We start from the raw sequence: 14,058 nt of genomic DNA, 5'->3' as shown, positions 1-14,058 counted from the left end.
AGTTTGCCGCATCCGGGCAATCATGCGTATATTCCCACCCCTGCATCCTGGCAACACAGCATCCATGAAAACCCATATCTACTACCCCGGCATGGAGGTACGCGACGAGCTCTGGCTCAAGTTTGCCCTGCTCTATCTGGAGCGGCTCGCCTTCGTCTTCACCGTCAGTGAGAAGAGCGGTCTCACCGCCCTGCTGGAGACCCTGCGCCAGCAAACCGACCTGCTGGCCGAGCCGCCACAACCCGCCTTCTTCGCCCATATCACGCCCCAGGTCGAGAGCCAGATTGCCGGCCTGGTCGCCCCCGACTTCGTGCGTCACAAGGTGTTTGGCAACAGGGAGCTCATCGCCCGCTGGCGTTCAGCCCCCAACCACGACTGCTTCTGCCCGGCTCAGGCGGGACTGGAGCGGCTGCACGGGTTTTGTCTGACCCACGGCTTTGCGACGCAGGATGAAGGGGGGATCAGAATGGCGCGCCGCTTTGCCAACCTGCTCTCCATGCGCCTCGCCCGTGAGTGGGCACTCGCCAATGACGGGGCGCTGATTACCGATCACGACTATCTCGACCGCCTGCTTCACCTGCTCGAATCTCGCTACCACAATCGCGGCGGTCAGGATTGCTTCCACCTCGAGATCCCGCTGCAAGTGCCCACTCACCTGGCCGACATCCCGTTTGCAGAGCTCATTGCCCTGCGGGGGCGAAGCGGCTTTCGTCAGCAGCTCGCCGAGTTCCATCAGGCCCTCGATGCCCTGCTCGCCATGCTGGGCAGCGGCTACGCCGAACCCGCCGTGTTGACCCGCTTCGAGCAGGCCCAGCAGGGGTTCACACCCTTGCTGGGACCCGAGACCGTCACCCTGCCGCTCACCACGCTCGTCAGTACTGGCTTACCGGCCATGGCGATGATCCACCACCTCAAGGAGAGTCACCCACAGAGCGACCTGGTGTTTCATCCCATCAAGAAGAGCCACTTCCACCAGCGCAAGAGCCGGCATTTCTTCACCCGGCTGGGGCAGGTCAAGCCCTGACTCCCCGCCTCTGCCGGGGAATCGACAATCAACTGACGGCATCGGGACCATCACCGATGCTGTCAATATTTTGGCGCTCACCACGCCCTCAGGAGGAGTTTTCCAGCCGAAACTCGATGCGATCGCTGTTTCCCGCCTCATCCACCACCACTAGCTGATAGCGGCCCGCCTTGCTCACTACTTGATCCCCGTCCCAGCGCAGCCGCTGCCCGTTGAGAAACCAGGCCGGCTTGCCGACACCGCCGAGCACCCTGGGCTGCAACCGATAGCGCTGACTGCGGATAAGGTTGCCCTCCCCCAGCGCCAGGATGCGGATGGGGGCCTGCTGCTCGGCGCTCTGTCCCTCCCCCGCGCAGCCCCTGGCAAGCAGCGCCTGACGCCGCTCGCCCGGTGAGCGCCATGGCTCCAGCGACAGCGGCCAGAGCGCTCTAAAAGCGGATTGTGCCGCATCGTGGCAGCGGGTCAGCGTCGGCTTGCCGTCGACAGTGAGCGCAACCTGGCGCAGCGGCGAGGGCCAATCCATGGGATCCGGCAAGGTGGGAGGGTCGCGCCCTTCCAGCAACCAGGCGCTCTGATGCTGCAAACAGGCCTCAGGCAGGGTCGCGCTCCCCTTGCGCCCCAGGGGCCAGCAAACTTCGGCCTCGCTCACCGTGTTGGGTTGTGCCGGCAGGGGGCTGTTGTCCGAGAGCCGCGAATAGGCAGAGAGCAGCAGCGGCACTGCCGCGCTCTGGCCGTAGAAACCGGGCATGGGAGTGCCGTCGGGGCGCCCCAACCAGACGCCGATAGTCCAGCGACCGGAGACCCCCATCGCCCAGCTGTCGCGATAGCCATAGCTGGTGCCGGTCTTCCAGGCCAGCCGGTTGACCCGGCCTGTCGCCTCGCTGGCAAAGGGCTGATCTGAGCGCCCCTGCGCGCTCAATATTTGCCAGATGATCCAGGCCGCTCCCGGGCTCAGCAAGGGGCGTGACACCGCCTGCTGCCCCGCCAGCCAGACCGGCATCGCCACCTGCCCCTGCCGGGTCAGCGCACTGTAGAGCGCCACCAGCTGCTCGAGCCGAATGCCCGCTGCCCCCAGCGCAATGGCCGGATTGGGCTTGTCGGAGAGCGCCAGCCTCACCCCGGCGTTGTCGAGGCGGCTGACCAGCTTGTCTGCCCCAAGCGCCTCCAGCACCTGCACCGCCGGCACGTTGAGGGATTGCTGCAGCGCCTGGGCAAGGGTCACCGGCCCCTGAAAGGCGCCGGAGAAGTTGGCGGGGCGATAGTCAGACCCGAGCCTTGGCGCATCGGAGAGCAGGGAGGCCGAGTGCACCAACCCCTCGTCCATCGCCAGACCGTAGATGAAGGGCTTGAGGGTGGAGCCGGGGGAGCGGATCGCCTGCACCATGTCGAGGTAACCGTGGCGACGCAGATTGCCATACTCGGCGCTGCCCACATAGGCGCGCACCGCCATGGTCCTGTTGTCGACCAGGAGCAACGCCGCTGAGGTCTGCTCGGGGAAGCGGCGGATATAGCTCGCCACCCGCCCCTCCAACCAACGCTGCAGATCGCCGTCGATGGTGGTATGCACCAGGGCCCCGGCCTGATGGTCGGCGGCGAGACGGGCAAACAGTGGCGCCGCCATCGGCGTGAAGTGACCGCGAGCCAGCACCGGCTCTATACGCCCCTCCTGCCAAACCTGCTCTGGCCAGACGCCCTGCACCACCAGCCGCTGCATCACCTTGTCGCGGGCGGTGCGGGCCCGCTCGGGATGCCGGTCCGGCCGGTTGCGGCTGGGAGCCTGCGGCAGCACCGCCAAGAGCGCTGCCTCGGCATAGGTCAGCTTGGCCGCACTCTTGCCCAGGTAGGCAAAACTTGCCGCCTGCACCCCCTCAAGATTGCCGCCAAACGGCGCCCGGTTGAGGTAGACGGTGAGCAGGGTGCGCTTGTCGTAGTGCCACTCCAGCTGTAGCGCGCGCGCCATCTGGCGCAGCTTGCCGGGCACGCTCCTGTGGTAGGGCTCGATAAGACGCGCCACCTGCATGGTAAGGGTCGAGCCGCCCGATACAGCCCGCCCATAGCGCAGCCACTGCCAGACCCCGCGCACCATGGCCACCGGATTGACTCCGGGATGACGCCAGAAGTAGCGATCCTCGTAGCCCAGCAGCGCCTCAATATAGCGGGGGGAGACCTGCTCCAGGGTCACGGGGTAGCGCCACACGCCGCTGGTATCGGCAAAGGCGCGCAGCGGCCGCCCCTTCATGTCGAGCACCACCCGTGCATAGGCAGGGTCGAGCGGTGGCGGCGGGAATAGTCGATCCAGCACCAGCAATGACAGGGGCAGTGCTACAACGCCCAGCACCGAAAAGCGCAGCCAGCGTGGCAGGCCACCAAGCCAGCGCCAGCCAGCGTGGCCAGTGCGACCCAGGCTCAGCCAGCAACGCTGCCAACGGGTGAGCGGGCGAACCCGCTCAAGGGAGGGTGTGTTACTCAGAGATAAGCACCTCGTGGATATCCTCACCCACAGCCCGGATCTCGGGTCGGTACATATCCTCCACCTGGGTCGGCGGCACCTGATAGCGACCCGGCGTCACCGCCCGCATCAGGTAGACCAGTTGCTGGTTGCTCCCCTCGCTCAGATCCAGCGCTGCCGTGTAGCGGTCATCACGAAACTCCTGATGCTTGAGGTAGTCGTTCCACTCGCTCTGCCACGCCGGTTTCCCCTCGATGGAGAGCTCTTCGAGCTTGATGCTGTTGCCAAGGGCCGGATTCTCCAGCTCGAAGCCGGCGGGCACCATCTCCACCAGCAGGGCATCGGGCACCGCCGATTCACTGCTGACATTGAGCCGCACCACCACCAGATCGCCGACCTTCACCTTGGTCGGGTCAAAACGCTGACCGTCGCTGTTGAACCAGCTGCGGGTCACGCTTATCCCCTGACTCAATCTGGTAGGAGCCTGTTCGGGGTAACCGACCAGGGTGCGCTGCACATAGAGGGATCCCCTGCCCTCGTTGGTGACGGTGCTCGCGGCCAGTGCCTCTGAGGCACCCTGATGCAGCGGAGCCGAACCGCTCAGGGATCCACTGCCAAGAGAGGAAGTTACCCTGGCCTGCCAGTCGGCGGCCGGATCGACGCGGGCCAGTCGCAGCAGGGCGAGCCGCTCCTGGGTGCTGAGCCACTGACGGTGAGCCAGGGTATCGGCCACCTTGGCACTGAGATCAGGCCAGCGCTCCGCAGCCAGCTTGTGCTGGCGCAGCAAGGAGAGCTCAAGGGCCTGATCGCGCAGCGGCGAGCCGTAATCACCCAGATAGTCATCACCGCGCTCGGTCGCCAATGCCCGGCTGAGGGCCTTGGCGGCGTTCTGCTCATCCCCCATGGCCGAGAGCGCCAGCGAGAGGTGCAAGAGCGGCAAGCCGGAGCGGGCGTGATCGGCCTGCTGCTCCCAGACAAGGCGCAGGGTAGCGAGCGGCGCCTTGCCCACCCGGGCCAGCACATAGGCACTGTAAGCCTGATAGGCCAGCCGGCTGTGCTCGGGAGCACTGCTCCAGCGCTCACCATACTGACTGTCGGTAAGATAGCTCTGCAACCGGTTCAGCGCCTGATTGAGCATCGCCTCCGGCACGGAGTCGCCCGCCTCCTTGCGCGCCAGCAGATAGTCGGCGGCATAGGCGGTGAGCCACTGCTCCTCGTCGGAGCGACCATCCCACAGGCCAAAACCGCCGCTTGGCAGTTGCAACCGCTGCAGCCGTTGCAGCAGGGCGCGCTGCACATCCGCCTCACTCGCCGCTTTCTTGCCCGCTGCGGGTTTACTCCAGGCGGCCCGCTCATCCGCCGTGGTCAGCAAGTAAGGCCAGGCACGGGACAGGGTCTGCTCCAGACAGGCGTAGGGGTAGTCGGCCAGCGCCTGCCACTGGGCTGCCGGATCCCAGGGGGGAGTGCCGGAGAGGCTGAGCAGCCCCTGCAGGTTGGCGCGATCCAGCCCGGCCAGCTCAGCTGGCGCAAAGCTCATCTGCTGGCCGGGGGACAGCATCTGATAGCGCTGGCGAGTCTCGGCCGGCCAGGGGGAGCGCAGCGGCAGATACCAGTCGCGGCTGATGGCAAAATCCTTGCCGCTGGCTGCCAACTGCAGGCTCGCCACACCGCTCGCCCCGGTCACGGTGAGCGGCAGGGTCAGCCACTGCTCCTCGCCGTTTTTAAGGGAAAGGGTGCCGGGCAGCTCGCCATTTGCCTTGAGCCCGCCGTTGAGGGTCCAGGCAAGGGAGAGGGTCTGATCCTCACCGCTCATGTTGCGCAGCTGCACCAGCGCCCGGGTCTCATCGCCTCTGGCGCCAAAGCGCGGCCAGCCAATCTCGGCCACCAAGGGCGCCACCACCTTGACGGCGCGCTCGGCCTCACCGACCTGCTGTTCGTTCCAGGCCAGCGCCATCAGCGCCAGCTCGCCGTTGAAGTTGGGTAGATCGAGCGGGATCACCGCCTTGCCGCTCTCATCAAAGCTCACCTCGCCACTCCACAGTGCGGCTATCTCGACCCGGCTCTCCAGCGCGCCACCCTTTTTCAGCGGCGCCCGATCGCCCCCGTAGTTGAGGCGGGCCAGCTTGCCATCCTGCGGCGGGATCACCTGGCCGTAGTTGTCGAACAAATCTTGGGCGAAGCGCTTGCGACCAAAGAAGATCTCGAACGGGTCGAGCGGCTGGTAGTCGCTGATGTTGAGCACGCCCCGATCCACCGCCGCCAGCACCACCCGCCCCTGGCTATTGGGGGTGGAGGTTGCGGTCACTTCCAGCCGGGTGAGCGGCACCGCTTTATCAGGCGCGCTCAGGGTGAGCTGCAGACGGCGCGCTTCCCGATCCAGGGTGAGCGGCACCAGACCGACCGAGCGCAGGCTCTGCACACTCTTTTGGCTCACCGGCTTTGAGTCACTGTCTGGCGCGGCGATCTGGGCCGAGATATGCAGATCATGACGCTGCCACTCGGGGCTGACCGGGATCTCGAACTCGCCGCGGGCATCCTTGGCATCGCCGCCGGCCCCCATGAGCTCGATACGCTGCCACCAGCGCAGGCCGTCGCCATCTTCCACCAGCAGCAAGCCCTTGCCGGGTCGAGGGGCCACCAGCGTCACTTTGGCCTTGTCCCCGGCCAGATAGGCGCGCTTGTCGAGGGTGATGGCAATCTTGTCAGGCCGCGCCTGCTCGCCACCGCCACCCCAGGCGTAACTGCCTATCTCCACCCGCAGGCTGGATTGATGGCCCTGACTGTTCTCCACCTCCAACCGATACCAGCCCGCAGCCAGTTGCAGCGTGAGCGGGGTCGGCCCCTTGCCATCCAGCTGCAGGGTCTGCTCCTGCTCCAGATAGGGCTGGCTGTTGAACTCGTACTTCCACCCCTCCCCATCGGCGTAGTGCCAGTAGTAGTCGCGGTACTCGTTGATGAGGCGCACCTTCACCGCCCCCGCCACCGGCTGGCCTTGTTCATCGAGGTTGAGGATCTGGAAGGGGAGCGGCTTGCCCCCCTCTACCCGCTCCGCTACGAAATCGGCCTTGAGCGCGGGCCACTGGCTGCCCGCGGGCCAGCCATACTGGGTGCGGCTGCGATTGACGGCGCGACCGCCGGGCTCGGAGAGCGACACCCGATAAGCCACCTCCAGCGGCCCGAGGGCGCGCACCCCATCGAGCTCATCAGCAAGCGAAAAAGTCCCCTGCCCCTGCGCATCCAGGGTGAGATTCAGCGGCTCGAGATCCCTGGCCTGCTCGGCGAGCAGCACGTCACCCAGGGTGAACTCCTGCCACTGAGTAAAAGGCATGGTGGCGCGGCTTAACTTCACCTCCGCCTTGGCCTTGGTGGCGCTGGCTGGTGCGCCGTAGAGATAGTCCCCTTGCAGCGGCAAAGTGAGGGCGGCGTCCAGAGTCGTCACTTCCCCATCCGGCCCCTTGCCAAGCTGCAGTTTCAGCCGCTCCGGCAGAAACTCCTCCACCAGAAAAGGCCACTCGAAGCGGCTACCGGCAGCGGTCTTGAGGTTGATGGTCCAGCGCCCGAGCGGCGCATCATCCGGCAAACGCAGACCGTAGTGGGCCGCGCCCAAATTGTCCGGCAGCAGCCGCTTTTGTTCGAGCAGCTGGCCGTCCGGCTGTTTCACCTCCAGCTCTACCGCCATCCCCGGCAGCAGCTGACCATCCTGCCCCTTGAGCAGGATCTCGCTGTCGAGCCGCTCGCCGGGACGATAGAGATCGCGCCCGCTGAACAGATAGAGCTGCTGGGCCTGCCAGGGCTGGGTGCCGAGATCGAAGGTGGAGAGATCGAGCGCCGCCCCGTCGAGGCGCAGCACCGCCAGATGCTTGCCCTGCTCGGCCAGCAGCAGGCGAGCCCCCTGCACCTGATCGAAGCGGCGATGACCTTGGGGGTCGGTGGTTTGCACCTGCAGCCGGTTGCCCTTCTGGTCGAGCAGGGAGAGCTGCACATCCTTGAGGGGGTCGGCGCTGGCCAGGGAGCTGACGAACACCTCCAGCTCATCGCGGTAACGGCGGGCACTGAGCCCCATGTCGCTCACCGCAAAGTAGGTGGTCTCCTTGCGCCAGTCGTAGTTGCCAAGGGGCGACATCACCGCAAAGTAGACGCCAGCCTCCGCCAGCTGCGGCTCCTTCACATTGATGAGGCGGGTCTCGCGCCGGTTGGCATCGAGCTCCAGCGCGTAACGGCCGCTGAACACCCGCTTGGCCCGCTTGGTGATCTGCTCAAGCTCCCAGTTGCCCATGCCGGCACCGGGGCGATACTCGGCCAGGAAACGGGGCAGGTATTCGGCATCGACCCGGAAGAAGTCGATATTGACCTCGTCCACATTGACCGCGCTGATGGGCAGGCGCAGCTCGTCGCGCAGCGGCAATACCATGCCGCTCGCGGTAAACGACGCCCCCGCCTCCAGCGGCCGGGTTTTGAGGGTCCAGCTCTGGGGGGATGGGCCCAGCCCCGCCTTGAGGCTCACCTCGTAGCGTTTGTCGGGCTGGACGTTCGGGAAATAGAGGGTGCGACCATCGTCGGCCAGGATCCACTCCCCCTGCACCTGCTTGCCCCCTTCACTCACAGAAAGCCAGCTCTGCCAGTTTGCCTTGGGCACCAAGGGGCCGGAGAAGACCAGCGCCAGCGCAGGGGCATCCCTATATTGGCGGGCATTGGCCTGCACCACGGAGGCGGGCGCTCCCGCCTCCTGCCGGGCCATCGGTTCTGTCGTCGGAACCTGGCTGACAGGCTTGTCGGGGCCGCAACCAGCCAGCAGCAGCGCCGCCAGCCAGGCCACACGGGGAAGACGAGTCACGGGGCAGGAGAGAGAGAGGTGCATGGTGTTCATCCCGGGTTGGATCGCCGCAGCGCAGGAGCCAATAGAATAAAGCGTCACTCCCGGGAACACCAACTGCCATATCGGGCGGCATCGGCCAACAGAGATGGGCGCATCGCCTCGAACGGGAGCGCGACGCCCCGTGAACCGCGAGGTTTATTCGAGACCCTGCATGCGATGTCCTGTTCCATGAAAGAGGATTGTCGTGATTTTCTGAACCCAGGCTAAACCGGGCACCACTGTTCACTTGTGCGCGATCGGGCCATTCATTATTCTCGGCCCTGCTCAACGCAGGCCTTCCAATCAACGACATATCAAGCAGATAAATATTTTTTAAGCCTTGAACACCTGTGCCATACATAACGTGCAGGTGCGCTCGATGTATGCCTCAACCATTGAAAACAAACTTATTAATTGTCCATCGACCAGAATGCCGACCTTGAGTTCACACAGGGTCAGCGGGGTCATGCATCCATCCCTCTCTGGAGTCATATCAGCATGGAAAATAACGATCTGTCCCTCGTCGAAAAAAGATTGGTTGCCCGATTCCTGGACATGTTCATCAAATTTGGCCTTATTCTGGCGCTAGGCTCGTTCTGCTTCACCGTGTTCTCCCCCTTCATGAACATGATGCTGTGGGCCCTGATCCTGGCGGTCACCCTTTACCCCCTCCATCAGCGCTTTGCCGCCCGACTCGGGGGAAAACAGGGCCAGTCGTCCACCCTGCTGGTCCTGCTGGGCATCCTGCTCATCGTGGCCCCCACCGTTGCCATGCTCGGCTCCCTGGGAGACAGCGTCAGCGCCCTGATAGACAAGGTGAACAACAACACTCTGGTGATTCCGGCGCCTTCCGCCGACATCGCCAGCATCCCGCTGATCGGTGCCAAGCTGCACGCCTTATGGACCAAGGCATCCGTGGATCTGCCGAGCCTCCTCATCAGCTACAAGCCGCAGCTCGGCGACATGGCCAAGCAGACTGTCACCATGCTCGCCAGCATGGGGGGCGGCCTGCTGGGCTTCGTCGCCTCTTTCATCGTGGCTGGCATCATCATGGCCTGGGGGGCGCCGGGTGCCATCAGCGCCGAGCGCATCGCCATGCGCATCACCGATGAGCGCAAGGGCCTCGCCCTGACCAAGCTGTGCACCAGCACCATCCGGGCCGTGGCCATGGGGGTCATCGGGGTCGCCTTCATCCAGGCCCTGCTGGCTGGCGTCATCATGTCCCTCGCCGGGATCCCGGCGGTCGGCATTTTCTTCGTCCTGGCGCTGATCCTGGGTATCGCCCAGGTCCCCGTCATCCTGGTCACGGGACCGGCCATCGCCTTCATGTGGATGGCGGGGGATCACGGCACCCTGCTCAACGTCATCTACTCAGTGCTGCTGGTCGTGGCCGGCATGGCCGACAACGTGCTCAAGCCGCTGCTGCTGGGACGTGGTGTCGATGCGCCCATGCCGGTAGTGCTGCTGGGGGCCCTCGGCGGCATGGCCACCAATGGCATCCTCGGCATGTTCATCGGTGCCACCCTGCTCTCCATCGGCTATCGCATCTTCATGGCCTGGGTCAACGACGGTCTGGCCAACGCGGAAAAATAACCCCATGGCCGACGCACTTTCTCTCCTTCGCCCCCTGTTTGCAGGGGGCACCTGCCTGCTGCTCGGTGCCTGTACTCTGCTCGGGCCCGATTATCAGGCCCCCGGTGTCGAGGAGATGGCCAACTGGCACAGCGCCAGCGAGGGTCAGCAGGCGGTGACGGTGACCGACTACCGACGATGGTGGGACAACTTGCACGATCCCGTGCTGAGCGCCCTGGTGGAGGAGGCCTTCCTCAAGAATCCGGACGTGCAGATCGCCGGCCTGCGGATCCTCGAGGCCCAGGCCCAGCTTGGCATCGCCGAGAGCCTGCTCGGCCCCCAGGCGACGGTGGGAACGGCAGAATTCCTCCAGGCAGGTCAGACCCGGGGCGGCCACAGCAGCGCGGGCAACAGCTACGGCGCCGGCTTCAACCTCGGTTGGGAACTTGACTTCTGGGGCAAGTTCCAGCGCGGAGTCGAGGCGGCGGATGCCAGCTATTTCGCGACCCTGGCCCAATATGACGACATCCAGGTGTTGATGGCCGCCCAGGTGGCCCAGCTCTATGTGAGCATCCGTACCCTGGAGGCCAGGCTCCAGATCGCCCGGGAGAATGCCCGCATCCAGCGGCGCAGCCTGGAGATCACCGAGCGACTGTTCAAGAGCGGCAACAGCGCCGAGCTGGACGTGCAGCAGGCCAGGACCCAGTACCTGGGCACCCTGTCCGGCATTCCCCAGCTCGAGACCAGCCTGCGCCAAAACCAGAACGCCCTCTCCACCCTGCTCGCCAGAGCCCCGGGTCCCCTGCCCGAGATGGCCTCAGACACCGGCAAGATCCCCCAGGGCGAGCTGGCCCTGGTCACCGAGATGCCGGCGGATCTGCTGCGCCGCCGTCCTGACGTGCGGGTGGCGGAGCGTCAGCTGGCCGCCCAGTCTGCCCTCATAGGGGTGGCCGAGAGCGAGCTCTACCCCTCCATCACCCTGCTCGGCACCCTGGGAGTCAATGCCAGCGGCGGGGAAAGTGGCACCTTCTCCTGGGCCGTCGGTCCTTCGCTGAGCTGGAACCTGCTGGATCAGGGGCGGCTCGGCAACCAGATCCTGGTGCAGGACGCCCGCTTCCAGCAGCTTCACGAACGCTATCGCGACAGCGTGTTCAAGGCGGCCCGCGAGGTGGATGACGCGGCCGTGGCCTATGCCAACGGCCAGGAGGAGATCGCCCTGCTGACCCAGACCGGCGAAGCCGCCCGCCGCTCCCTCGAAATCGCCAACACCCAGTACCGCGAGGGGATGGCGGACTTCCAGCGGGTACTCGACTCCCAGCGTGCCCTGTTCAACCAGCAGGAGCGCCTGGTCAACAGCCGTGGTGCCCGGATGCGCGACCTCATCACCCTCTACAAGGCACTGGGTGGCGGTTGGGAACAGGGGCGCGAACGTCCCCTGGTGACCCCCAAGGTGGAGGCTCAACTGCGCACGCGCGCCGACTGGGCCCCCCTGCTCGACGCAGCCCACTCCCCCATGACACAGAAGGCAAACACCCATGACTGACACAGCCTCTCCCGGTCAGGCCAGCCGCCGCGCCACCCTCGGGCTGCTGGCCGCGATCCTCCTCCTGCTCACCTGGTATCTGCTGGCGGACAGGTTGACCCCCTACAGCTCCCAGGCCCGGGTGCAGGCCTTCGTGGTTCCCGTCGCCGCCGAGGTGGCAGGCCAGATCAAGCGGGTCTATGTCCACGACAATCAGGACGTGGAGGCTGGCGCCCCCCTGTTCGAGATCGATCCCGAGCCTTATGACATCGCCCTGGCCAAGGCCAGATCCGACTACCAGACGGTGCTGAGCGGCGTCAAGGCAAATACCGAAGGGGTCAAGGCGGCCGAGGCCTCACTGATGGCCATGCGCGCTGCCTACGACAACGCGGCCAAGGATGCCGAGCGCCAGGAGCGGCTCTATCGGGAGGATCCGGGGGCCATCTCGGTGCGTCGCCTGGAGGTGGCCCAGGCCAACCGCGAGACCGCCAAGAGCCAGGTGGCGGCGGCCGAAGCCGACGTTCGCCGCGCCATCGAGGCCGCCGGGGAGAGCGGCGATGACAACTCCCAGCTGCTCAGTGCCCGCTCGGCGGTGCACAAGGCCGAGCTGGATCGCCAGAACACCCGCGTGGTGGCGCCGGGCCGGGGGCTCATCACCGACCTCAGCACGGATGCAGGCCAGTTCATCGGGGCCGGCGCCCCGGCCATGACCCTGATCGCCATCCACGACGTCTGGGTATCGGCGGATCTGACGGAGAACAACCTCGGCAACATTCGACCAGGGGACAAGGTCGCCATCCTGCTCGACAGCCTGCCTGGACAGCTATTCGAGGGGAAGATCCGCAGCGTCGGCTACGGGGTGGGCGATGGCAAGAACCAGCCCGCCGGTACCCTTCCCACGGTGGACAACAACCGCGACTGGCTGCGCCAGGCCCAGCGTTTCCCGGTCAAGGTCGCCTTCATGGGCGACGACTTTCCACCGGTCGAGGCGCTGCGGATCGGTGGTCAGGCCGACGTGCTGGTCTACACCGGCGAGAGCGGGGTGATGCACCTCCTGGGGACGCTCTATATCCGCCTGATGAGCCTCTTCTCCTTCCTCTATTGAGACGCCAGATGCATAACGCCGACAGGGCTGTACTGCGCATTGGCACGGGCATCGGGCTCGCGACGGGGATCTGTTACGGCCTGGCGCTGCCCATGCCCCACCTCGGGGTCATCATGGCCTGGGTGGTGTTGTGCCGACCCGGCGAGCCGCTCAGCCTTGGCAAAGGGTTGCTGGGTGGCGCTCTGCTGCTGGCCGTGATGGTCGGCGGCGTGCTGCTGGTGCCCCTGCTGACCCACTATGCCCTGGCGGCCGTGCTGCTCGTCGCCCTGCTGCTCTACCTGCTGATGCAGCAGGCGATGGCCGGCAAGGGGGCCGCCGCCATGCTGCTCATCATGGCCATCACGGTGATCCCGGTGGCCGGTCTCATCGAGCAGTCCCTTGCCATCGCCCTTGCCCAGATGATGGGACTGGGGATCCTGATAGGCACCCTGGTCAACCGCCTGGCCCACGCGCTCTTCCCTCCCCTGCCGGTGGCCGGGGCGGCGGCAAGGCCCGTGCCATTGCCCCCCGAACACCCCGAGCGGCTGGCGCTGCGCGCCGTCGCCATGGTGCTGCCGGTGTGGCTGATGGCCCTCGGCAATCCGGCGTTCTACATTCCGGCGGTGATGAAGACGGTGACCCTGGCCCAGCAGAGTACCTCCCTCAACGCCAGACAGGCGGGCCAGGAGCTGGTGCTCTCGACCCTGATGGGCGCCCTGCTGGCGTTCGCACTCTGGCTCGGGCTCAGCCTCTGGCCCTCGCTCCTGATGCTGGTGCTGATGCTTGCCCTGATGACCCTCTGGCTGGCGCGGCGCCTGGTGCGGCTGGTGGCGGGGCGTTTCCCGCCATCCTTCTGGAGCAACGCCTGGATCACGGCGCTCATCCTGTTTGGCCCGGCCATCGAGGACAGCGCCACCGGCAAGGATGTGTGGTTGGCGGCCGCCATGCGCTGCGGCCTCTATCTGGTGGTGGCCGGCTATGGCTGGCTCTGTATCTTGCTGCTCGAACAGTGGTGGCCAGTCGGCCGCCCACTGGCAGAAGCCAAGCTAGGAGATTGATATGTTAACGATTTTTTTGGTCGGCATCCCGGTGATCCTGGTCAACATGCTGCTGCAATCCCTGGTATCCGTCTGGTGCATCCGCTTCTACGTCAAGCGATTCAATCGACGCGAGGGGGCCCTGGCCGGCATGCTGGCTTTGTTTGGCATCATCACCCTGGTGATGCTGGGCAACCTGGCCCAGATCGGCGTCTGGGGAGTGCTCTTCCTGTGGCTCGGGGAGTTCGATACCCTGCAGGAGGCCGTCTATCACTCCGGGGTCAACTTCGCCACTCTGGGCTATGGCGACATCGTCATGAGCCCGCAGTGGAAGCTGCTCGGCCCCCTGGAGGCGGTCAACGGTGCCCTGATGATAGGCCTCTCCGGCGCCTCCATGCTCGCGGTCTTGCAGCACCACATTCGCAATCAGCTCGCTGACAGCCCCCCCTGAGAGCGAGGGGGCCACCTGCGGCAAACCCGTGCGGCAACAAAACGGGCCACTCACTGGAGTGGCC

At 65.7% G+C, this 14,058-nt stretch carries 9 protein-coding genes; 6 read left to right on the top strand and 3 right to left on the bottom strand.

The genetic code is table 11. The features are described 5' to 3' along the window. The first annotated feature begins 64 nt into the window (after nt 1-64). Nucleotides 65-1,024 carry a hypothetical protein gene (locus PG879_RS09880; RefSeq protein ID WP_010674284.1) on the top strand — a complete coding sequence of 320 codons (960 nt, stop codon included), beginning with the start codon at nt 65-67 and terminating at the stop codon, nt 1,022-1,024. An 88-nt stretch (nt 1,025-1,112) separates the two neighbouring features. Here PG879_RS09880 and pbpC read toward each other — a convergent pair whose 3' ends face one another. The 3 genes from pbpC to PG879_RS09865 form a co-directional block, all read right to left on the bottom strand. After that, entirely contained in the window at nt 1,113-3,521 is a 2,409-nt protein-coding gene (gene pbpC, locus PG879_RS09875; RefSeq protein ID WP_270830079.1) for a penicillin-binding protein 1C, read from the bottom strand. Next, a complete protein-coding gene (locus tag PG879_RS09870) occupies nt 3,487-8,331 on the bottom strand; it encodes an alpha-2-macroglobulin family protein (RefSeq protein ID WP_270830077.1) in 4,845 nt (1,614 codons plus the stop codon). Before PG879_RS09870 ends, pbpC begins: the two co-directional genes overlap by 35 nt. A gap of 330 nt (nt 8,332-8,661) precedes the next feature. Further along, nucleotides 8,662-8,796 carry a hypothetical protein gene (locus PG879_RS09865; RefSeq protein WP_010674281.1) on the bottom strand — a complete coding sequence of 45 codons (135 nt, stop codon included), beginning with the start codon at nt 8,794-8,796 and terminating at the stop codon, nt 8,662-8,664. A gap of 87 nt (nt 8,797-8,883) precedes the next feature. Between PG879_RS09865 and PG879_RS09860 the strand changes: the two genes are divergently transcribed. From PG879_RS09860 to PG879_RS09840, 5 genes are read left to right on the top strand one after another with little or no spacing between them, the layout of a single operon-like run. Further along, a complete protein-coding gene (locus PG879_RS09860; protein ID WP_223955555.1) occupies nt 8,884-9,921 on the top strand; it encodes an AI-2E family transporter in 1,038 nt (345 codons plus the stop codon). A gap of 4 nt (nt 9,922-9,925) precedes the next feature. Next, complete coding sequence (locus PG879_RS09855; protein WP_043156293.1) at nt 9,926-11,443, top strand: efflux transporter outer membrane subunit; 1,518 nt, start codon at nt 9,926-9,928, stop codon at nt 11,441-11,443. Continuing rightward, nucleotides 11,436-12,527, top strand: a complete 1,092-nt coding sequence (locus PG879_RS09850; RefSeq protein ID WP_161469660.1) for an HlyD family secretion protein — start codon at nt 11,436-11,438, stop codon at nt 12,525-12,527. Before PG879_RS09855 ends, PG879_RS09850 begins: the two co-directional genes overlap by 8 nt. An 8-nt stretch (nt 12,528-12,535) precedes the next feature. Further along, nucleotides 12,536-13,564: a DUF2955 domain-containing protein gene (locus PG879_RS09845; RefSeq protein WP_161469661.1), complete on the top strand. Its 1,029-nt coding sequence runs from the start codon at nt 12,536-12,538 to the stop codon at nt 13,562-13,564. 1 nt (nt 13,565) lies between these two features. After that, on the top strand, nt 13,566-13,994 hold the full coding sequence (locus PG879_RS09840) for an ion channel (RefSeq protein ID WP_161469662.1): 429 nt from the start codon (nt 13,566-13,568) through the stop codon (nt 13,992-13,994). Nucleotides 13,995-14,058: the final 64 nt, after the last annotated feature.

This window comes from Aeromonas sp. QDB63 (genome assembly GCF_027707425.1).
Taxonomy (GTDB): Bacteria; Pseudomonadota; Gammaproteobacteria; order Enterobacterales; family Aeromonadaceae; genus Aeromonas; species Aeromonas caviae.
The sequence above is the reverse complement of the archived record's forward strand: the minus strand, read 5'-3'. Positions and strand labels throughout refer to the sequence as shown.

Coding starts and splice junctions, on each gene's coding strand:
- PG879_RS09880 (WP_010674284.1), top strand. CDS start 65: ATGAAAACCCATATCTACTACCCCGGCATGGAGGTACGCGACGAGCTC.
- PG879_RS09870 (WP_270830077.1), bottom strand. CDS start 8,331: ATGCACCTCTCTCTCTCCTGCCCCGTGACTCGTCTTCCCCGTGTGGCC.
- PG879_RS09865 (WP_010674281.1), bottom strand. CDS start 8,796: ATGACCCCGCTGACCCTGTGTGAACTCAAGGTCGGCATTCTGGTCGAT.
- PG879_RS09860 (WP_223955555.1), top strand. CDS start 8,884: ATGTTCATCAAATTTGGCCTTATTCTGGCGCTAGGCTCGTTCTGCTTC.
- PG879_RS09855 (WP_043156293.1), top strand. CDS start 9,926: ATGGCCGACGCACTTTCTCTCCTTCGCCCCCTGTTTGCAGGGGGCACC.
- PG879_RS09850 (WP_161469660.1), top strand. CDS start 11,436: ATGACTGACACAGCCTCTCCCGGTCAGGCCAGCCGCCGCGCCACCCTC.
- PG879_RS09845 (WP_161469661.1), top strand. CDS start 12,536: ATGCATAACGCCGACAGGGCTGTACTGCGCATTGGCACGGGCATCGGG.
- PG879_RS09840 (WP_161469662.1), top strand. CDS start 13,566: ATGTTAACGATTTTTTTGGTCGGCATCCCGGTGATCCTGGTCAACATG.